This window comes from Flavobacterium sp. P3_A6, assembly GCF_056403035.1.
Genome location: NZ_JBFUGG010000011.1, coordinates 122,555 through 143,702, shown reverse-complemented (window position 1 = coordinate 143,702; position 21,148 = coordinate 122,555). Strand labels below are relative to the sequence as shown.

At 32.8% G+C, this 21,148-nt stretch carries 22 protein-coding genes; 11 read left to right on the top strand and 11 right to left on the bottom strand.

Annotated features, from left to right (window positions below; translation table 11 throughout):
* Nucleotides 1–22: 22 nt before the first annotated feature.
* On the bottom strand, nucleotides 23–946 hold the full coding sequence (locus tag AC1DVP_RS12900) for an alpha/beta fold hydrolase (protein ID WP_477183882.1): 924 nt from the start codon (nucleotides 944–946) through the stop codon (nucleotides 23–25).
* A 100-nt stretch (nucleotides 947–1,046) separates the two neighbouring features.
* Between AC1DVP_RS12900 and AC1DVP_RS12895 the strand changes: the two genes are divergently transcribed.
* From AC1DVP_RS12895 to AC1DVP_RS12880, 4 genes are all read left to right on the top strand, one after another.
* On the top strand, nucleotides 1,047–2,024 hold the full coding sequence (locus tag AC1DVP_RS12895) for a LysR substrate-binding domain-containing protein (RefSeq protein WP_477183881.1): 978 nt from the start codon (nucleotides 1,047–1,049) through the stop codon (nucleotides 2,022–2,024).
* Nucleotides 2,025–2,907: 883 nt separating this feature from the next.
* A complete protein-coding gene (locus AC1DVP_RS12890) occupies nucleotides 2,908–3,273 on the top strand; it encodes a hypothetical protein (protein WP_477183880.1) in 366 nt (121 codons plus the stop codon).
* A gap of 434 nt (nucleotides 3,274–3,707) precedes the next feature.
* On the top strand, nucleotides 3,708–4,145 hold the full coding sequence (locus AC1DVP_RS12885; RefSeq protein ID WP_477183879.1) for a carbohydrate-binding protein: 438 nt from the start codon (nucleotides 3,708–3,710) through the stop codon (nucleotides 4,143–4,145).
* Nucleotides 4,146–4,764: 619 nt separating this feature from the next.
* Nucleotides 4,765–6,264: a glycoside hydrolase family protein gene (locus AC1DVP_RS12880; protein WP_477183878.1), complete on the top strand. Its 1,500-nt coding sequence runs from the start codon at nucleotides 4,765–4,767 to the stop codon at nucleotides 6,262–6,264.
* Nucleotides 6,265–7,229: 965 nt separating this feature from the next.
* On the opposite strand, the gene AC1DVP_RS12875 is transcribed toward AC1DVP_RS12880, so the two are convergent.
* The 7 genes from AC1DVP_RS12875 to AC1DVP_RS12845 all read right to left on the bottom strand — a co-directional run bounded on the left by AC1DVP_RS12875 (nucleotide 7,230) and on the right by AC1DVP_RS12845 (nucleotide 14,073).
* Nucleotides 7,230–8,354, bottom strand: a complete 1,125-nt coding sequence (locus tag AC1DVP_RS12875; RefSeq protein WP_477183877.1) for an ABC transporter permease — start codon at nucleotides 8,352–8,354, stop codon at nucleotides 7,230–7,232.
* The gene (locus tag AC1DVP_RS12870; protein ID WP_477183876.1) at nucleotides 8,351–9,457 is read right to left on the bottom strand and encodes an ABC transporter permease; all 1,107 of its coding nucleotides are present in this window, start codon (nucleotides 9,455–9,457) and stop codon (nucleotides 8,351–8,353) included. Before AC1DVP_RS12870 ends, AC1DVP_RS12875 begins: the two co-directional genes overlap by 4 nt.
* A gap of 1 nt (nucleotide 9,458) precedes the next feature.
* Nucleotides 9,459–10,202: an ABC transporter ATP-binding protein gene (locus AC1DVP_RS12865; RefSeq protein ID WP_477183875.1), complete on the bottom strand. Its 744-nt coding sequence runs from the start codon at nucleotides 10,200–10,202 to the stop codon at nucleotides 9,459–9,461.
* 14 nt (nucleotides 10,203–10,216) lie between these two features.
* On the bottom strand, nucleotides 10,217–11,143 hold the full coding sequence (locus AC1DVP_RS12860) for an ABC transporter ATP-binding protein (protein ID WP_477183874.1): 927 nt from the start codon (nucleotides 11,141–11,143) through the stop codon (nucleotides 10,217–10,219).
* Nucleotides 11,144–11,147: 4 nt separating this feature from the next.
* Nucleotides 11,148–12,086 (bottom strand): HlyD family secretion protein, encoded by a 939-nt coding sequence (locus tag AC1DVP_RS12855; protein ID WP_477183873.1) that lies wholly within the window; start codon nucleotides 12,084–12,086, stop codon nucleotides 11,148–11,150.
* Between the two features lie 16 nt (nucleotides 12,087–12,102).
* Nucleotides 12,103–13,359: a TolC family protein gene (locus AC1DVP_RS12850; protein WP_477183872.1), complete on the bottom strand. Its 1,257-nt coding sequence runs from the start codon at nucleotides 13,357–13,359 to the stop codon at nucleotides 12,103–12,105.
* 96 nt (nucleotides 13,360–13,455) lie between these two features.
* Nucleotides 13,456–14,073 (bottom strand): TetR/AcrR family transcriptional regulator, encoded by a 618-nt coding sequence (locus AC1DVP_RS12845; protein ID WP_477183871.1) that lies wholly within the window; start codon nucleotides 14,071–14,073, stop codon nucleotides 13,456–13,458.
* Nucleotides 14,074–14,465: 392 nt separating this feature from the next.
* On the opposite strand from AC1DVP_RS12845, the gene AC1DVP_RS12840 reads away from it, so the two are divergent.
* The 6 genes from AC1DVP_RS12840 (at nucleotide 14,466) to AC1DVP_RS12815 (ending at nucleotide 19,073) form a co-directional block, all read left to right on the top strand.
* Nucleotides 14,466–14,945: a TetR/AcrR family transcriptional regulator gene (locus tag AC1DVP_RS12840; protein WP_477183870.1), complete on the top strand. Its 480-nt coding sequence runs from the start codon at nucleotides 14,466–14,468 to the stop codon at nucleotides 14,943–14,945.
* Nucleotides 14,946–15,081: 136 nt separating this feature from the next.
* Nucleotides 15,082–15,774: an SDR family oxidoreductase gene (locus AC1DVP_RS12835; RefSeq protein WP_477183869.1), complete on the top strand. Its 693-nt coding sequence runs from the start codon at nucleotides 15,082–15,084 to the stop codon at nucleotides 15,772–15,774.
* Between the two features lie 7 nt (nucleotides 15,775–15,781).
* The gene (locus tag AC1DVP_RS12830) at nucleotides 15,782–16,546 is read left to right on the top strand and encodes an SDR family oxidoreductase (RefSeq protein WP_477183868.1); all 765 of its coding nucleotides are present in this window, start codon (nucleotides 15,782–15,784) and stop codon (nucleotides 16,544–16,546) included.
* Nucleotides 16,547–16,570: 24 nt separating this feature from the next.
* Nucleotides 16,571–17,572, top strand: a complete 1,002-nt coding sequence (locus AC1DVP_RS12825) for an NADP-dependent oxidoreductase (protein WP_477183867.1) — start codon at nucleotides 16,571–16,573, stop codon at nucleotides 17,570–17,572.
* A gap of 363 nt (nucleotides 17,573–17,935) precedes the next feature.
* Nucleotides 17,936–18,589 carry a M15 family metallopeptidase gene (locus AC1DVP_RS12820; RefSeq protein ID WP_477183866.1) on the top strand — a complete coding sequence of 218 codons (654 nt, stop codon included), beginning with the start codon at nucleotides 17,936–17,938 and terminating at the stop codon, nucleotides 18,587–18,589.
* A 316-nt stretch (nucleotides 18,590–18,905) separates the two neighbouring features.
* A complete protein-coding gene (locus AC1DVP_RS12815) occupies nucleotides 18,906–19,073 on the top strand; it encodes a hypothetical protein (protein ID WP_477183865.1) in 168 nt (55 codons plus the stop codon).
* 108 nt (nucleotides 19,074–19,181) lie between these two features.
* Here AC1DVP_RS12815 and AC1DVP_RS12810 read toward each other — a convergent pair whose 3' ends face one another.
* Nucleotides 19,182–19,493 (bottom strand): hypothetical protein, encoded by a 312-nt coding sequence (locus AC1DVP_RS12810; RefSeq protein ID WP_477183864.1) that lies wholly within the window; start codon nucleotides 19,491–19,493, stop codon nucleotides 19,182–19,184.
* Between the two features lie 175 nt (nucleotides 19,494–19,668).
* A complete protein-coding gene (gene smpB / locus AC1DVP_RS12805; RefSeq protein WP_100430996.1) occupies nucleotides 19,669–20,121 on the bottom strand; it encodes an SsrA-binding protein SmpB in 453 nt (150 codons plus the stop codon).
* A gap of 70 nt (nucleotides 20,122–20,191) precedes the next feature.
* Here smpB and AC1DVP_RS12800 point away from each other — a divergent pair, with 70 nt between their 5' ends.
* Nucleotides 20,192–20,428: a VF530 family protein gene (locus tag AC1DVP_RS12800; RefSeq protein ID WP_477183863.1), complete on the top strand. Its 237-nt coding sequence runs from the start codon at nucleotides 20,192–20,194 to the stop codon at nucleotides 20,426–20,428.
* Between the two features lie 149 nt (nucleotides 20,429–20,577).
* Here the strand turns inward: AC1DVP_RS12800 and AC1DVP_RS12795 are convergent, their stop codons facing one another.
* On the bottom strand, nucleotides 20,578–21,129 hold the full coding sequence (locus tag AC1DVP_RS12795; protein ID WP_477183862.1) for a GNAT family N-acetyltransferase: 552 nt from the start codon (nucleotides 21,127–21,129) through the stop codon (nucleotides 20,578–20,580).
* Between the last annotated feature and the right edge of the window lie 19 nt (nucleotides 21,130–21,148).

The following is a 21,148-nucleotide window of genomic DNA, read 5'->3' as shown; positions in this document are numbered from 1 at the left end:
TTATTTTAATAGTTATAGAATATTATTTTTCTAAAAATTTGATTAGTTCTGAGTTGAATTTTTCTCTTTCTTCTATGAATAATCCGTGGCCGCTGTTTTCAAAATGAACGATTGTTGCATTTTTAATCCCTTTTTGCATTTGTTCTGCCAAAGCAAATTCACAAATTTTGTCTTTTACACCATGGAAAATTACAGTTGGAATATTTATTTTATTCAATTCGTTTCTTAAATCGGTATCTCTTAATGCTATCAAGCTTTGTGTTGTTGCATAAGGAGAAGCTTCTAAATTTATTCCACCCAGCCAGTTTCCTAAACCTAAAGAAACAGAAGTCTCTGCTGCTCCAAATATTTTGCCAAAATTCTCCAATAACTGCGGGCGATTTGTTTTACTCAAATCAATTAAGCCGTTCACGTCTTCTTTAGAAAACCCATAAGAATAGTCATTTCGTTTTGTCCAAACTGGTGCCGCTGCCCCAAATAATGCCAGTTTGCTTACCTGAGTACTGTTATATTTAGCAACATAATGTATAGATATGGCACCGCCCATTGAAAAACCGCCTAATGTCGCATTTTTAATATTCAATTTATCCAATACTATTTTAATATCATTGGCAAATACATCATAATCATATTTACCATATGGTTTGTCTGATTTACCAAAACCTCTAAGTGTAATGCCTAATACTCTATATCCTTTTTCTGCCAATTCCTGATATTGGTATTCATACATTGCATCACTTAAAGGCCAGCCGTGAATTAATACAACCGTTTTGCCAGTTCCCAAATCAGTAACATGAAGACGAACGTTTTTTTCTACCTCAATAAACTCTTCACGTGCTGATGCAGCCTTTTTTTGTTGAGCAATTGCCGAAATAGACATCATAAATAATGATAAAGCAGTAAACAAGATTTTTGTTTGAGTTGCTAGATTTAATTTTAATTTCATTTTTTTATTATTTTAAGTTATTTAACAGTACAAAGGTGTTATGTTTGTAATTATAAATCAAATTAATAATTCTTATATATCATAAGTAAAAAATATAATCATGACGCTGCAGCAATTAAAATATATCATCGCATTAGATAAAGAAAGACATTTTGGAAGAGCTGCAGAAGCCTGTTTTGTATCACAACCAGGATTAACATTACAGTTAAAAAGTTTGGAAGAAGAAATAGGAATTAAAATATTTGACAGATCAACTGTGCCTCTAAAACCGACTTTATTAGGAGCTTCCATCATTGCAAAAGCTAAAAAAGTGCTGAAAGAAGTAGATTCAATTAGAGATTTTGTAATTGATGAAAAAAATATATTGGAAGGAGAAATAAAACTTGGCATTATTTCAACACTTTCACCTTACTTAATCCCTTTATTAATTAAAGATTTAAGAGCTATACTGCCCAAAGTAATTTTTACTATTAAAGAAGAAACTACAATAGGCTTAATGAAAGACTTAGAAGAAGGTAGTATTGATATTGCAATAATGGCAACACCAACAGGAAACACTTCCTTATTAGAGTTCCCTGTTTTTTATGAACCATTTGTAGCTTTTATTAATAAATCGTATGAATCAGAGACCGGTACTCTTTTTAAACTTTCGGAAAGTAATAAAGCCGATTTATTATTGCTTCAAAATGAATACTGTTTTAATGCACAATTATTAGATATTTGTAACTTGAAGAGCGAAAAAAAAGCACAGGAAAAATTCTTCTACAATATCAATTCGATTGAAACTTTAAAAAATTTAGTCAGAGCTGATTTGGGTTTTGCAATACTTCCGGAACTTTCTATAATTAATGAAGAACCAAATAATATCTATAAATCATTTGAAGATCCAAAACCAGTTAGAGAAATTAGTTTAGTGGTTTCAGATACATTTGCTAAAAATATATTGCTTGAAAAAATAAGGGAAGTTATTTGGGATTGTTTGCCTCAAAAATTAAAACAAACAGTCAGCTATAAGAAGATTAGTTGGAATGACTCGCCTTATTTTAAAAATGCAATACGGTCATCAATAAAGGACTAATAATATGACATATCCATTTCTATTTTTATTCCATTGATATTTAAATAGATCCGTTAGCGTATCTTAGAAAGGTTGAAAAAACAGTTTCATTCCTCTTTTTTGCCACTTTTATGAGCAAAAAAAACCGTTTTGTGTCATTTTTTAATTCAGGTCTTTAATTCTGATGTAATTTTAATTTCGAGAACAAAAGGATAATTGCAAAATTTATTTTCAATATTCGTTTCTAATTAATTTTCTCAATAACATGTATGTATTTGCAAACCTTTGAAAATGAAGGTGCCTATTACCAGAATACAGACCGTCTAATATTTTAGCTTAAGGTTCTGCTTTAAGTTTAATTCTAAGTTTTAAATATTAATAGCATACAAGTAATCTTATCACAAACGAATTATCATTATAGGTGTGTGTAGCTTCTTTTTCACCTGCTGAGATACTTTTTTTTAAGTAATCGTTTGATTTATAATGTATTAATTAGCGTTTGAAGAAAGCAACTTGTAATGAGTTATTTTTTGTAAAACTTTCAAAGTCTGATTTCTACTTAAAATGAAATCATTTGATTATTTATTTAAATAATTCAAACGATTTTCTAAACATTCTTTCTTTAAAGTACCATAGCATAATTTTTAAGTAATAATTATAAATCTTTTTACTTAAACATATCTGGTCTGTTTTTTTTATTTCACAAAAAATTTCTGAATATTTTATTTAAAATAGTTTACTTACCTGAAAATCAGGTATTTATACTCTGTTTTATTGTTTTGTAATGCTATAAGTTTGTTAAGTAATATTACGAAAGCTAAAATGGAGTCCAGAAACCATTTTAAAAACGGGGCGAAAACCGAAAAGCCTTAAGAGTAGGTAAGAATAATTAAATTTAAAAATTATGTCAACAGCTACAGCTACAGCAAATCCAACAATTTCTAAAACTGGTTCTGCTATTATCTCAGGAGGAATGAATTGTACTTGGAAAACAGCAAATGGAACTAGTTCCACTCTGACAATTACAAATCAAAGTACTGCAAATACATTAAATTTTGCAATTACTGGTGCTCCAGCATCTGGAATTCTTGTTCAATGCAACGGAGTTGTTTATCCCGTTTTAAATGGATTCTTTCAGTTACCTCCTAATTCACCATCGGCTAGTCTACAGGCTCAAGGAGATATGTTAGGTACAATTGTTACCATTACTAACAATACCAATACACAAAATAATGCAAATGCCTCAATTGTGGCTAATACTGCAAGTTAAATAAATACCTTAAAAAAAGAGGGCTTATGCTTAGCTTAGCCCTCTAATATTATTTTTATTTGGTTAATATAAGGCTTTTGGGAAGTTTGTGAAAGACATCATCAAGCTTTCTAGATTTGATGATTATTCTATTTTGAAAGCGAATCTGCAAAAACAACAATTCATAATAATTTCGAAAATGGGTTCTAAACTTAGTCCAGGTGCAATTAGGGGGTGTCCTAATTTATTACTTGCCTAAGTTTTGTTAACAAATTTAATTTGCAATTGTTAGTGCTTCAGGGACTCAAATTCTAGATTGATGCAGTAGATCGTTTATTACTCTATCAGTGGTATTCCATTTGTTACCAATGAATTATCATCACTAATTGTCTAGGATAAAAGATACCTTGTTAGTACAATAATCATTATTTGTAATATTGTCAATACAAGGAATAATGGAAAAGCTCAAATTTCAGCTAATACTACAGATTAAAGTTTTTATAAAAAGATTGACATACCCAACATGTATTTCCTTGTTACTATTATTACTATTTGACTCAGCTTATGGTCAAGACTTCAATAAGCATAAGGGAGATACTATAGTGCTTTCAAGGTTTAACTACGCTGTTTTGAAAACCAATAATGGATCTCAATGTATTTGCTATATAAGTAATTCCAGTCGTTCCCAAAACGCAACTGTAGTAAATACTGGTGCAACAACTACAGTCACATTTAACGACGGTACTGCATTTAACGGCATTCATACTCTAACTATACAGCAGCAGATTATTGCTATTGCAGATTTTGCAGGCAGCAATCTTATCATTTCAAACCTTTCTCCCTATGAGATACAAGTTATTGTAATGATCTTGTGTCCCAAAGATTATAAATAGTTTATTGTATAACTTCTTTATAAAGATACGGTTTATCAGTAATCCTCTTTTTAAACTGCATATCTAGTTCATGGCTTCAAAACGTTTTTACAAAATCATAGAATGTTCTGTTCCGACTTTTGAAAATACATTCACTCTTTTTAAATCTATTTATCCAATATATTTTTGTCAACCGAATATATCAAAAAATATTCAATTCTTTTTGGTTGGTTCTAATCCTAATTTTTCGACATTGCTCTTCTGCATAAAGTGAATTTGATTAAGTTTTTCTTTAAGAGAAAATAATAAAATAATTCTTTAAAAATCTATGAGGCACTTCACAGCGTAATCTTTCGATTAAAATTGTTAATCTGTTTTCCTTCCATGGGGAAGATTTTGCTTTAATGTGCTATTTGAAAATCCGTCTTCTATTTTATAAAGCTCACCTGAATATTTTTAATAAAAAAAAGTTTAATGTTACTAAAAATCAAGTGTTTGTACTCTTTTTTTATTATTATGTAATGCTATAGATTTGTGGAGTAATATTATAAAAATAAAAAGTAGAAACTAGAATTACTATAAAAAACGGGACGGAACTGAAAAGCCTTATAAGCAGAATTAACAATTAAATTTTAAAATTATGACGAATTTATTAAGTACAATTTCAATAAGCGGAAAAGCCTTTGTTTATGGCACAGAAAATACTCGATTTATGGTTCGTGGTGTTGCCTTGTCAGCAACAAGCACTCTTAACGCCAATTTAAGTATCAAAGATATTCTGGCTAATGATCATAACGACTTGATGGTAAATACAATTATTCCTCAGTTGCAGTTATTGAATGCCAATTGTATTCGCGTGTATCAGGTAGATCCTAATAATCAGCATAACTTGAGTATGGCTAGTCTTGCTAGTGCCGGAATCTATGTGATGGTTGGTTTAGCAACATCTGACAATTCAATAAAACAGATGACAGGCGAATACAGTCAAGAAACTTTTAATCATGCGGCTAGAGTTGTCGATGAATTTCAAGCTTACAATAACACTTTTTGTTTCTCTGTAGGTAATGAAGTAGAATTCCCTGGTCAGCAAGCATCGAATCTAAACACCGCTAATCCAAATACGCCGCCATCTCAAATTGTTTTGGATACAGTCAATTTGGAACTTACAGTTGCTCAAGCTATGAAATCTTTTGCACGCGATATTAAATTCCATATAGCAGCTAATAATTACCGTATTATTCCAGTTGGTGCTGCTATGCAGGATGGACCGCAAAGCTCATGGGGAAGTTCAAACCCTATTCCATATCAACGAGGTTTAATCGGAACAGATATTATAGCCCAATATTATACCGCTGGTGGTGAAACTGACAGGATGGATTATATTGGCATAAATAGTTATAGGTACGTTACGGGAAGTACGCCGCCTGATACTGCTTACTTGGGTCTTGGAACGGAAGTACAACCATTAGCTGTACCTGTTTTCTTGAGTGAAACAGGTGGGCTCGGCTCAGTTGCTCGTGACTGGAAGGATGTCAATTCCATGTATACCGTACCTTCTCTATATCAACAATTATCGGGACAGGTAGCTTTTCAAATGTTGGAAGAAGGTGCAGGATATGGTCTTTATACTGTAGGTGATGATAATACATTAACGGCAACCAAATTAGGTGGTGCTGCCAATCTGTCACAAGTATTTTCAACTGCATCAGCTGAACCATTAAATCCAGTAAGCAGCATGCCTGTAGCACCAACAACAGCTCCAGCATCAGCTGGTTCTCCTCCCATTACTATAACTTGGCCAACAGACCTATTGCCATTAAAAATTTACACAGCGCCAAATGCGACAATCACTGTCAATAATTACGCAACTTGCGATATTCAAATTGTTCAGCAAGGTGTAGTAATGGGTACGGTTTCTGCTGCTACAGATGGCGATAATCCAATTTCTGCATCAATACGAGTTAATTCTGGTGTTGCAATATCAATACAAGGCTATGTAAATTCGAATTGGGATGCCGTATGTGGTGTTCCAGCTTCCAATGTAGTTGACGGAATTACTGTTTCAAATAATGTTGATTGGGGAACAAATGTTCAATGTAACCTAGTGACAAGCCCAGTGGCTTCATTCATTCATGTCTAATATATTATGGTGAAATTTTGAGATATTTGTTATAGACCGATATTTTATATTGCTTATATAAGTGATTTTTTATGGATTTAGTTTAGCGCATAATTCATTTGAAGGGTGTTATTTTAAAAAATAATTTCTTAGGCTCTCCTTATTAACTAGAAATGGACTCTGCATCATTTTGTAGCTAAGCGTCTATATTTGAAAAAGGGAAAGCAACTCATTACAAGTTGCTTTCCCTTTTTAGTAGCTATTTTTTTTTACAAATAATCTAGTACTTCCTAATTAAAAAATGTTCAGAAGCGGGTGTGCTAAATTCTTGTGAACTTTTGGTTTATAGCAAAGTATATGATCTGTTTTCGACTGAGTGACAATATTATTGGCTGGAGGGGACTGTGAATTGCATCTAACTTAGTTCACAGTTACATAATTAGTGAATTCAATATAGGTGACTACATTTGCACCTGTTTTTCAAACTTTGCTGTAAGTTTTACAAAGTCGGTTTCCGGTTTCTTGGCTCTTAAACGAGGAGGGCTACATATTAATCCTATTACTTCTAAGTATTATTTTTTTTGTTTTATGGTCTGTGTGGCCGAAGACAGAGGTGTAACTATGATTTTTGAACATTAGAAATGTGGGGGGTATTTAGAAAAGAAGACAGTTGAAAATGATTCAAAGTTCCTTGCCAATAGAAATAAGACAATATTAATAATCTGTTGGTGTAATTCATAAAATTTTTATTTAACACATAGAAACATAGATTTTACTTTGAAAAAGAATGCAAAAAAAAATACATTTCTTTTACATAGTGAGCTATGTGTGTTTTAAAAAAGTGGAACTCCTATTTTTGAGCTTACAAAATCTATGTTTCTATGTGTTGAAAATAATTACACCCAACGGGTTATTTTATATTTCTAAAAGGTTTAATTTGTTGTGGAATTTTAAATAATGTTCTTTTCTCATCAAATAAATCTTTTTTATGTAGTTTTCTTATAGTTGTAGATTGCAAGGCTATTTAAGACAGCAGCAAAAGCAATAAGATACAGTAATTCATAGCTTACTTCTTGAAAACCGCTTCCTTTTAAAACGATAAGACGAACAACAGCAATAAAATGCGCAACAGGCGTAAAATCAGAGATAGTTTTTGCCCAGTCAGGCATGCTGTCGGTACTTGTAAATAAACCGCTCATCAGCATAAAAACCATCATAAAGAAGTATGCTATAAACATCGCCTGCAGCTGTGTATCTGCAAAAGTGGAAATCAGCAGGCCAAGACCCAAAAGAGCAATTAAATAGACTCCTGCAAATAAGTATAATAGGGCTAAACTTCCTTGAGGAAAGATTCCATATATGACATACATAACAATAAGGCCTACTGTAAAAACTATTATGCCAACAATCCAAAACGGAATAAGTTTCCCCAAGATAAACTGCCATTTTTTTATAGGAGTAACATTGATTTGTTCGATTGTGCCAATTTCTTTTTCCCTTACAATATTAAGGGCTGTAATAAAACCTCCGATCATTGTGAGCAATAAAACTAAAATTCCGGGAACCATGTAGTATTTATATTCTGCCTTAGGATTGTACCAGTTTGAATTTTCAATGCTTGCAGATGCCGCTTGGTTGTAAATAATTCCTTTAGGTGATTTAATATTGACATCAAGGCTGGAGTTAAATTCTGCAATTACCGACATTAAATAACCGCTTCCTATTGAAGATTTGGTTCCATTAATGGCATCTACAGCAACATTAACCTGCTGACTGCCTTCTCTGACTAAGTTGCGTTCAAAACCAGCAGGGATTTCAAGGACGATATCGGCATCGCCATCTTCAATCAATTTTAATCCTTCTTTATAAGAAAGAGGGCAGTCAACAATTTTGAAATATCCTGAAGAACCAACTTTATTGATTAGTTTTTGAGAATAGGTGCTATGATCATGATCTACATAGGCGATGTTGATGTTTTTTACTTCAAAATTTGCTGCTAATGGCATAATGATTAACTGAATGGTTGGAACCGCAAATATTATAGCCAGGATAATTTTGTCCCTAATGATTTGGCGAAATTCTTTTTGCAGTAAAAAGCCCAGTTCTTTCATGATAATCTGATTTTAAATTTCTTTAAAGCAATTGTCAATAGTACAATTGACATTCCTGCGAGAAGAAGTGTTTCTTTCCAAACATAACTAAAACCAAGTCCTTTAAGCATAACAGCTTTCATAATGTCATAATAATATCTAGACGGCAAAACATGTGAGATAACCTGAAATATCCAAGGCATATTTTCTAGTGGAAACATGAATCCTGTTAATAATAGGGTAGGAAGCATCATTCCCATCATTGATATAAGCATAGCGGTCTGCTGAGAATCTGTGATATTAGAAATTAATAAGCCTAAAGAAAGACAGGTAATTATGAACAAGATGCTTTCGCCAAAAATAAGCAATAGGTTTCCTTGTATTGTAATATCAAGCAGAAAGACGGAGAGTAATAATATAATTATAAAGTTAATCAAAGATAAAACCAAATAAGGTATTGCTTTTGCTATTAAAACCATGATAGGTTTAAAAGGGGAGACCAATAAAATTTCCATGGTTCCCAGTTCTTTTTCCCTTACCACCGCTACAGATGTTAATGCAGTACTGACAATCATAAAGATTAACGCAATAACACCTGGAATAAAGTTAAGCGAACCGTTTTGTTCTTCATTATATAGCTGCCTTAGCTGAGGTATGATTTGATATGGCAGTTTTGTGTTTGGGTTAAGTTCCTGCAGGTAACTTCCTATGATGGCTTTAAGATAATTAGTTACTATAGTTGCCGTGTTGGGATCAGAAGCATCCGCTATAACTTGTATGTGAGCTCCACCGTTACGATATAAATCTGCACTAAAATTTGACGGGATTATTATGGCGCATTTTATGCTGCCTTCTTTAAAATGGCTTTCAATATCTTTATAATTAATAATAGAGATTTTTACTTTAAAATAAGTACTGGTTTGTATTTTATTGATGATTTGCTGTGAATTTACATCATGCGCATTGTCTTGAATGCCAATACCAATATTTTTTACCTCGCTGCTTAGTGCAAAGCCGAACAAAATAATCTGGACAATTGGAAGTCCAAAAAGTATCAGCAGCGTTCTGCGATCTCTGAATACGTGATAAAATTCTTTTTTAATAAAGGCTGATAACTGTTTCATTTTAATCTCCTGATCTTTTAGCACCTCTTGCTAGTTGATAAAAAACATCATCCATTGAATGAGTATTAAACTGTTTTTTTAAATTTGTCGGACTGTCTAAAGCTTCTACACGTCCATCAACCATAACAGTTATGCGATCACAATATTCGGCTTCATCCATGTAGTGTGTTGTAACAAATACAGTAATTCCCGTTGAAGCGGCTTCATAAATCATATCCCAAAATTGTCTTCTTGTAATAGGATCAACACCACCTGTTGGTTCGTCCAAAAACACAATTTTTGGACGATGAAATATTGCGACGGAAAAAGCTAACTTTTGTTTCCATCCTAAAGGCAGTGCACCAACGAGTTTTTTTGCCTCTTTTTCTAAACCCAATGTTTCGACAAGATCTTTGCTTCGTTCTTTAATTTCCGGACGGGAAACACCATATACGCCACCATAGAATTCAATGTTTTCTAATATCGTTAGATTATCATACAAAGAAAACTTCTGACTCATATAACCAATATTTTTTTTAATCTGTTCCTGTTGTTTATACACATTAAAACCTGCGACAGATGCTTCGCCTGATGTTGGAAAAGAAAGTCCGCAAAGAATACGCATTGCTGTAGTTTTTCCAGCTCCATTTGCTCCCAGAAATCCGAAAATCTCTCCTTTGTCAACATCAAAACTGATATTGTCTACAGCTTTAAAATCGCCAAATTGTTTGGTGAGATTTTTACAGATTATTGCCTTATCTTCCATTTGGGTAATTTTTTTTAATGCTGTATTGCAGTTTGCTCTCGCATTAGACGAATAAAACTGTCTTCAATCGAAGCCGTAATTTTTTTTACTTCAAATCCTTTATGATTGTTCTTGTTTGCAATTTCTTTTAAAATCTGCTCTTCATCTGTATCTGAAATCATCGTAAAATGCAGATATTCGCCAAAAGCATAACAGCTTTCAATAAGAGAATCGGCACKTAAATCTTTTAGTAATGTATAAATTTCATCTGATTTTGCAGCAAAAAGCGGTTTGGGAAAATTCTTTACAATCACTTGCGGTTCATCAATCGACATAATTTTTCCTCCCTGAATCAGCGCAATGCGGTCACAGAGATTGGCCTCATCCATATAAGGAGTTGAAACGACTATAGTGATATTCTGTTTTTTAAGTTTTGCCAGCATTTCCCAAAATTCTTTGCGAGAAACGACGTCGACTCCCGTTGTGGGCTCATCTAAAAACAAAACTTCGGGTTTGTGTATTAATGCACAGCAAAGCGCCAGTTTTTGCTTCATGCCACCAGAAAGTTTTCCGGCTCTGCGGTCGTTAAAAGGTTTTATTTGATCGTATATTTCTTTAATAAGATCATAATTCTCCTCAATTGTAGTTCCAAATACGGTGRCAAAAAAAGCCAGGTTTTCTTTTACCGTTAAATCCTGATACAGCGAAAAACGTCCAGGCATATACCCCACGCGGTTTCGTATTGCCTGATAATCTTTTATCACATCGTGGCCTTCTACAGTTGCTGTTCCGCTGTCGGCAAGCAAGAGCGTTGTTAAAATGCGAAATATTGATGTTTTTCCCGCTCCATCTGGACCAATGAGGCCAAAGAGTTCTCCTTTCTTGATTTTAAAAGAAACATCGTCAACAGCTTTTACATCACCGTATGTTTTGATTATATTTTTTGCAATTACTGAATACATCTTTTTATTGTTTAGACCACAATACTTCACCGTACATCCCAATTTTTAGATAGCCGTCATTTTTCACTTTTACTTTAATCGCATAAACCAGATTGGCTCTTTCCTCTTTAGTTTGGATTGTTTTTGGCGAAAATTCAGATTTGTTAGAAATCCATGTGATAATTCCGGAATACTCTTTGTATTTATCCTCTCCTTGATCAATTCGTACTTTTACCTGCTGTCCAGTTTTAATTTGCGGCAGCTGTGTTCCGGTAATATAAGCTCTTAAATTAAGCGTATCTGTATTTGCAATTTTGTAAATTGGTTTTCCTGTAACCTGTAATTCTCCCTCCAGTGCATAATTTGCCAGAACCATTCCGTCAACAGGATTAATAATCTGCGCTTTATTAAGCTGTTCCTGATATTGTGCTATAGATTTTTCAAGCGGTGCTTTTTCGCTTAAAATGCTTCGGTTTTGCGTATTTGTGTTGTAGGTATTCAATGTTAATTGTTGTTTAGTCACAGCTATTTGTTTTTTTAACTGATCAATTGCGGCATTAATATCGTCAAGCTGTTTTTGAGTTGCGGCATCTGCTTTCACAAGATTTTGTGTTCTGGTGCGTTCACGAAGCTGCTGCTCTAATTGCGCTTCCTGAACAGATAATTGGCGTTTAACTAATTCCGATTGATTATCTGGATTTATTGTTTTCTGAGACAATGCATTAATGCTCGCCTCAACCTGTTCCTTTTGGAGTTCAGTAGTACGCATATCAATTTGGCCTACTTTTTCGCCTTTTTTTAGCTGAGAACCTTCTTCGACAGAATAGGACAGAAGAACTCCATTCTGTTGTGCTGAAACAATTACTTCGTTGGCTTCAAAATTACCGGATGCATCATATTTATTCTGTTTTCTGCAGCCAATAAAAATTAGTGCAATAGTGATTAGTAATAATGATTTTTTCATTTTATATTGTTTATTGTTAATTACCAGAGATGAATTTTTGACTGTATTTTGCCTGTAGCAATTGTATTTCATGAAGTATTTTAGTTTGTCTTGCTAAATGTTCAGTATTTACTTTTTGTATATACTCATGGGTTGTAATAACGCCATTACTGAGTTGTGCTTCAGCTGATTTTGATACAGAAGATCTTAAAGCAATTGCTTGCTCGTCTTGCTGAATTAATTCAGAATATTTCCTAACCTGTTCATCCTGCTGCGAAAGATCTAATTTTGTGTTTAGTAAAAATGTCTGTTTATCTGCTTCAGCTGTCTGCCGGTACAGTTTAAAAATATTTTTCTTGTTTGATAAAGTATATAAGCTTCCTAAAGACCAGTTAAGTTTTATTCCTGCTACATACCAAGGGCCAAATTTATCTTCAATAATGTTTAGTGTTGGCCTTCCGTATGCACCTTGAAAAAAGGCATTTACTTGTGGCAGGTAGTCTGATTGCAACTGTTTTTCCTGCGTATCATAAATTGTTTTTTGCAAATCATAAGCCTTTAGTTCTGGCCGGTTTATGTCGGCAGGAATATAATTTGACTGCGGAAGCTGCAATTGGCTTGATGCCGAAAGTTCTTTACCAATAAATAAGGAAAGCATTTTTAGGTATGCAATTCTATTGGATTGATATTCAGTTCTTGTCATTTCAATGTTTAGAATTTCTGCTTTTAGTTCATCTAGACTGCTTCGAAAAGCAATGCCATTTTTAAGTGCAGCTTCTGTTTTTTGTACTTGAGTCTGAAAGTTTTCAATGTTCAGTTCATTTTGTTTTAATTGCGCGTCTATCAAAAGGATAGAGAAGTAGATGCTGTTAATTCTCTGTTTTATGGCATATAAATTCATTTCGAGATTCTGGAGTTGTAACTCAGAATTTGCTTTTATCAATTTTTTTTGATTTTTTGTGTTCCCTCCATCATACAAAAGCTGGTTGATTTCTCCTTGTATTTTATACTGGTCATTACTTATGGAAGGAAGGATTCCTCCTGGTGTGCCTAATGCGTCAGGAAAACTTATTGTTTCTGATTGATAAGATGCCTGTCCTGAAAATGATATTTGGGGAAGATAACGTTTGTTAGCGTTTTGAATATCATAATCACTGCTTTTGCTTATTAAGTCCAGCTTAGCAATTGCGGGATAATTCTCTCTTGCCAGTTGATGACAATTTTCAAGGGTAAGAATTTCTGTCTGTGCATTACTGCTATAAACTGCCATTGAAATGAACAGTATAGCACACATTCTTTTTAGACAATTAATATGCATAATCATTAAGTGTTAAATTGTCAATTTTTATCTTATTTTTTATCGTAATCTTAAAGTGCCAGCCAAAAAAAATTATGATTCCATCATAGCCTTAATCCATATAGGAATTAGTTTTTTGCGCTGAATCATTAAATCATTAAATTGCTCTGTCTGCAAGTTCCTTGCTCCCATAATTATTGGTTTTGCTATAAAAGGAAATGCTATGAGCCCCATCAGATTCATTAAAAAATGCAACGGATTAGGTTCGGTGATTCTGCCTTCTTTTACTGCTTGTTGATGCTGTTTTAAAAACGAAGAATCAATAAGAGTTTCCTTTACAGGAAGTTTTTTTAAAATCCCACCAGGATTGTGGCGGACTTCGGTTACAATAAATGTGGGTAATTCGGGTTCTTTGATTATAAAGTCAATATAATTTGACGAAAGCAGTTCTATTTTTTCTTCCAGCGTAGTGTTTTCCTCATTCAATATTGTTCTCATGCTTTTAACAAAAACTGTTAAAGTTTCAGTCATTATAAGTTCAAATAATTTGGCTTTACTTCTGAAATAGTAATTTAATAAGGCAAGATTAAGGCCGGCTTCTTCAGCAATATCTCTAGTTCTGGTTGCAGCAAATCCTTTTTTGTAGAAAACTGTTTTAGCGGCTTCCTTAATTTTTTCTTCTGTGCTTGTATCGGTTTTTTGGTTACTCATTGTGAGTTTTGAATTAAATTACATTATAAATATATGAAAGATTTTTTATTTAAACAAAATATTTAATCAAATGATTAAATATTTTGTTTAAATTGATAAAATGATTGATTACTAATTAATTAAATCTGTTTACTAATGGTTTTGCTGGTTCCAAAAAAAAAGTTAAAACTATGTTTGGTCTTTTTTTGTCATTATAATATTGATTTTAAGGATATTTATTAATTACAAAGGTTTTTAATTTTTGATTTTTTTTGTGAAATTATCCTTATAATTTTATTGTTTTTCAAAGAAGGATGTTTTTTTAACTTTATCAAGAAGAAAAAAATAAAGTAACTTTTTTTGTTTCTAAAATATACTTTTTAGTATATTTGTGGTCTGATTATAAAAAAACAATGCTTACAAAGGGATGTTTGTACGGTCATTTTGAAAATAAAGAAGATTTGTCTGAACTAGTGATTGATTTAGCTCTTAAAAAGGTTTCAGAAAAGGTGAGAGATGCGGTTTCAAAGGGGAAAACGATAAAAGATAAAGTATTTGCATTTATGGACTTTTATAAAAATCCAATTGAAACTTATATTTCAGGAGGATGTCCAATATTTAATTCAGCTGTAGAAGCTGACGATAATTATCCGGTTGTAAAAGAAAAAGTGGCTAAAGTGTTAAGAAATGGACAGGAAGAAATCTCTGCTTTACTTCGGGCAGGAATTAGTAATGGTGAATTTTCTAATAAACTGGATCCTGTTGTTTTTTCTTTTAAAATGGTAGCAGCTATAGAGGGTGGAAGTGTAATGTGCAGAGTTATGAATACTGCAAAACCAATGCAAGGACTAATCAAAAGCTTGAAATCTGAATTAGAACAATACGCAATGTAATTTTTTTTATTTTAAAATAGACTTTTTGGTATATTTTAAAATATACTAAAAAGTCTAAATGTTAATAAAATAATTAAATACCGCTTAAACAGAGTACAAATAATAATAGAAATTTTTTAATTTAAATAAATATATAATGAAAACAATAGGAAATACAATATTCATCAGTGGCGGAAGTGCCGGAATAGGATTAGCAATCGCTAAAAAACTACATGCAGCAGGAAATAAAATCATCATTAATGGCCGTAATGAAGAACGTTTGCAAAATGCGTTAAAACAATTAGATAATGCTGTTGCCATACAAGGAGATTTATCGATCGAGGCAGATAGAATTCGTATTGCGAAAGAATTAAAAGCAAATCATCCTGAGGTAAATATTATCATCAATAATGCTGGTGCGGCTTTTAGTTATCTTTTGAATGAAACTTTAAATGCTCATGAAAAAGCAGTCATCGAAATGAATACCAATTATTTGAGCGTAATTCATTTTACAGAACTCTTATTGCCAAATCTGCTGCAAAAAAAAGAAGCAGCTGTGGTGAATATTTCGTCTATTGCCGTTTTTGGCAGTCATAAATTAGTGCCTATTTATGGTGCGGCCAAGGCAGCTTTGCATAGTTATACCGTTGCGTTGCGATATATTTACGAAGAAGAAAAAAATCTTCAAGTATATGAAGTATATCCGCCATTGGTAAATACTGAATTTTCAGCAGAAATTGGCGGTGCAAATGGTATACCGCCAGAAGAAGTTGCAGATGAATTATTCCTGGCTCTTGAAAATAATCAGTTTGATGTACCTGTAGGCGATTCAAAGCAATTTTTTAAATAACGGGATTATGAATATAGAAGGTAAAACGATATTGATTACCGGAGGCGGCTCCGGAATTGGTTTAGAATCGGCTAAACAATTTTTAGCCGAGGGTGCAAACGTCATTATAACCGGCAGAAATCAGGCCAAGTTAGAGGCTGTAAAAAAGTTATTTCCATCGTTGACAATTATAAAAAGCGATGTTGAAAAAGAGGAAGATGCTGTTGCTCTTTTTGAGAAAGTGATTTCTTTAGGCGGAATTGATATTTTGTACAATAATGCAGGCGTTGGAAGTCCTGCACTTAATCTCGGAATCGCAAATGAGCAAATCCTTAAAAATGCGGTTTATGAAATGAACATCAATTATTTTGGCGTTATAAGGATGAATAACCTTTTTATGGATATGATGAAATCAAGAAAGGAAGGCGCTATAATAAATACAACATCTATTTTGAGTTTAGTGCCCGCCTTGGAAGAACCAACTTATTCGGCAACTAAAACAGCTTTAAGTTTTTATACCAGAATCCTTAGGAAGAATTTAGAGATTTTAGACAGCAATGTAAAAGTGTTTGAACTGCTTCCACCGGTTGTAGCAACAGAAATGACGGCAAAAAGAAATGACAAAAAAATGACTCCAGAACAATTGGTACAAGCGCTTATTTCTGGAATTAAAAAAGATCAATTTACGATTAGGGTGGGGGACGCAAAATTACTGTATATCGTGAGCAGGTTTTTTCCAAAATTGGCTTTCAATTTGGTAAATCCTAAAAAAATATATTCAGGACTAAAATAATAATTGGAACTTAAAAACAATATGATGAAAGCATTTATAATTAATAAATATAGTAAAAAAGGAACTTTACAGCTCACTGAAACCCCAATGCCGGAAGTAAAAGACAATGATGTTTTGGTTGATGTACACGCAGCCGGAGTCAATCTTTTAGATTCAAAAATAAAATCGGGAGAATTTAAACTCATTTTGCCGTACAAACTTCCATTAATTTTGGGACACGATGTAGCTGGAATTGTTACAAAAGTTGGAAAAAACGTAAAAAAATTTAAAGTTGGTGATGAAGTTTATGCCAGGCCAGCAGATCATCGAATAGGCGCATTTGCAGAATTTATTGCTATGAACGAAAGAGATGTAGCGCTTAAACCCAAGAATCTTTCTATGGAAGAAGCAGCATCAATTCCGTTAGTAGCATTGACCGCCTGGCAGGTTTTGCTAGAAAGAGCAAAAATTAAAGAAGGACAAAAAGTGTTTATTCAGGCTGGTTCTGGAGGCGTGGGAACTATCGCCATTCAGTTAGCCAAACATTTAGGCGCAAAGGTTGCGACTACAGCAAGTGCACAAAGTTTTGATTTGCTTGAAAAACTGGGAGCTGAACTTATAATTGATTATAAAAATAGTGATTTCGAAAATCAATTAAGCAATTACGATGTTGTATTGAATAGCCAGGATCAAAAAACACTCGAAAAATCGTTGCGAATATTAAAATCCAGCGGAAAACTTATTTCAATATCAGGACCGCCAACATCAGATTTTGCTGACGAAATTAAAGCCCCGTGGTTTGTGAAAATAATTCTGTCATTGTTGAGTTCAGGCATTCGGAAAAAAGCAAAGATTAAAAATGTCGATTATTCTTTTTTATTTATGAGAGCTGATGGCGAACAGTTAAGCAAAATCACCACACTTATAGAATCAGGAATTATTAAGCCGGTTTTGGATAAAGTCTTTCGTTTCGAAAAAACTAATGAAGCTTTATCTTATGTAGAAAGTGGACGTGTCAAGGGTAAAGTGGTTATTAAAATAAAATAAAATAAATATTTTTTTTAAAGATAGGTCACTATTTAATCTTTTTGTAAAAAACTAAAGGTATTATTTCTAATACCGAAATGAATGAAGTCAGTATATTTTTAGAATACTTCCAAATTGTGATTTTGATTTACAAGCCAGATATTAATTTCGTAAGTAAAATACTAAATATTTAGCATGAATAAAGTGCGAAATATATTGTTTCCAGTTGTGCTTTTATGAGTTTGCAATGGGCTTATGAACTCAAAGTAAGTAAGCCCTTTTATAGGGATTTGGTTCCGCTCAAATGTTATTGCTGGAACTTTTTATTGCAAATGTTTTCCAGCACCATTTTAAAATTCCTATTTTTATGAAAATTTATTTGATATGATATCTTATTGGAAACCTTTGTTTGCAGTGTTTTGTTTTGCGTGTTTTGGGAATAGTTTTGCCCAGACTGCATCTACTCGAATTTTGCCTTCAAATACAGTTAATGATACTGCTTTTGTAAATTTGAAAGATTACAGCAAAGATTTTGTGTATGATATGAAATATGCTACTGATGATAATTTTCTGAAATCTAAAGTTTATGATTGTGCCGAATGTTATTTGCGTTACAAAACTGTAAAAGCATTGATTTTGGCCAACGAAAGATTTATGAAGAAAGGTTTTAAAATTAAAATATTTGATTGTTACCGCCCGTTGGATATTCAAAAAAGAATGTGGGCAATTGTTCCAAATCCAGAATATGTCGCAAACCCAGCTAAGGGCTCTATTCATAATAGAGGAGGAGCGGTCGATATTACACTAGTGGATTTTGATGGAAAGGAACTAGATATGGGTACTCCGTTTGATTTTTTTGGTAAAGAAGCCAGTCATGATTTTTCTGGTTTTTCGAAAATTATTAGAAATAACAGAAATTTGCTGAAGAAAATTATGATGAAGGAACACTTCAATTCGTTTGATTCAGAATGGTGGCATTACAATTTGAAAGCCGGTCTGAATGATTCTGTTTCTAATTTTAAGTGGGAATGCAAATAATTTTAAGGCCAACTGTTCTTCATTGTCTTCAAAGCAGTTAGGTTTATATTCTTTCTTTAGGTTTGTTTTTTTATCCTTAATTAGCTTTTAATTATTGTAATTGTAATATTTTTTTGTGTTAGCTGGAAAACTTTAAGTATTTAAGTATTTGAATGTTGTCTTTTGTGTAAGAATATGGTTTAAAAAATTAAAAAACATTGCATTTCATCGATTAAATTGTTGTTTTGTCGAATTATGTATTTACTTTAGAAACACAAATCATTTATAAATAATGATTTAAATTCTGAAATAAATAAACAAAATTACAAACTTATAGATGAAGAGAATTTTACAAAAATGTGTTGATGTTGAGAATAAATCTGGAATTACTTTTGTTGAAGTTGTCGTGATAGGTGTACTAGTTCCTTTGGTGGTAAGAAATATAAAGAATTATGTAATCAATATTGATAAGCATAATGATGACAATCAAAATATTTTTACATAAAAAAAACATCTCAATATTAATTTGAAATGGTTTTCTTATTTTGTCTTTTTTAAAAAAAGAAGCCCGGTATTATTTTTTTTCTTTTGGATCCATAATAGCCGTTAGTTTTCATTTGCTGTACGCAAGCTTCCATGATTTCATCAATTGTGGTGTTTTTACATCAGATACATCAAGTGATTTTGTGGTAGCACTCCAAACCAATTTATTGTTTTTCAAATCAAAAATGTTAGTCTCAATATAATAGTAGTATAGTAAACATTTTCTTGATAGTATCCAGGCGTATAGTAAGCAGGAGCATAAGCGCCGTGCTGGGTTAATAGATGCAATTCTATTTTCAGTAGTTCTTCTGGTGCTTTCGTCTTTTGCTAATGCAACAACTAAAACTTTTTTGAATTGTTCTTTAGAGAGGGTAGCAAGCATTAGGATCTCTCCAGCTCGACACGATTGAGGTATTAACAACTAGCTAGTAATATGCAAATTAAGGTGATTGTAATTTTTCTCATGATTTTGTTTTGTTTGTTTTAATACTAGTAAAAGCAATTATTTTTTGTAATAAATAACATTTAAAAAAAACAAAATTTTAACGAGATTTTATTTAATAAGCCTTTTTGATTCTATCTAAATCCCTTTTGGTATCCTGCTCTTTTAGCGATTCTCTCTTGTCGTATGTTTTTTTGCCTCGGCAAAGACCAATCTGTAATTTGGCTATTCCTTTTTCATTGGTAAATAATTTCAAAGGAACAATAGTTAATCCTTTAGCCTGAACACTTCGAGCCAAACCTTTTAATTCTCTTTTGTTCAAAAGCAGTTTGCGCTCACTTCGGGCTTTATGATTAAATTGATTTCCAAAGCTATATTCTTCAATGTATGTATTGATGGCAAAAAGTTCAGTGCCGCTAAATTCGCAGAAACTTTCAGTAATATTGGCTTTGCCTAACCGAATGGATTTGATTTCGGTTCCAGCCAAAACAATTCCTGCAGTGTAGGTTTCCAGAATTTCATAATCGAATCGGGCTCTTTTATTGAGTATGTTTACATTTTTTTGCATAGTACGGCAAATTTAGGAACTAATTAATGAAAGACCAATTGTTTTTGGTAAAATGCCATAAATTTGCATTATGGAAAAACAACAATCAAAGAATCCGCTTCACGGTGTCACACTTCAAAAAATAGTAGAAACATTAGTGGAATATTATGGATTCGACACATTGGGGGAGTTAATTAAAATAAAATCATTCAATGAAAACCCAAGTGTAAAATCAAGTCTTACCTTTTTACGAAAAACGGATTGGGCTAGAAAGCAAGTCGAAGAGCTTTATATAAAAACAATTGCGAAGATCCAATCCAATAATTAGCAGCTATTCCAGTCACCCGCTATATCTGTTGTCCTTCTCGTCTTTTGGAACGAGAAAGGACAACAGGATGCCGTTTACTTCGTCAGTTCGCTTCGCTCGTGTCCATCAGGGCTGAGGCATACGTTTCCATAAGAAAATAATTTAGGTGTTTATTTATTCAATTTAGAATAAATCATGCTGTCTAGAAAACGGCCTTCGTAGTATTCATTTTCAATCAAATGAGCTTCTTTTACAAAACCATTTTTCAATAAAACTCTTTCCGAAGCTACATTTTCAGGATCCAAAACAGCTTCTATTGAGTGCAGTTTCATATCCTCAAAACCATAGTCAACGACCTTTTGCAATGCTTCCGAAATAATTCCTTTTCCATTGTATTCAGGAAAAAGCATATAGCCCACCTCGGCTCTGTAATGTTCAGGCTTCATGCGGTAATGGCCAATGATTCCTATGATTTTTTCAGGTTCATTCAAGAATGTCATTCCCCAGTTAATACCGATTCCGTTTTCTATTTTATCATCAAACATAGCAATAAGTTCCAGAGCATCTTCTTTGTTTTTAAGGTACGGTCTTGGAATATATTTCATGACTTCGTCATTGGAACGCAAGGCTAAAATAGCATCAGCATCATTTACAGTTACCTGACGTAATAATAATCGTTCGGTCTTTAATACCGGAAAAGGTGAAAATTTGACTTCGAGCATACTTTCCGTTTTTAATTAT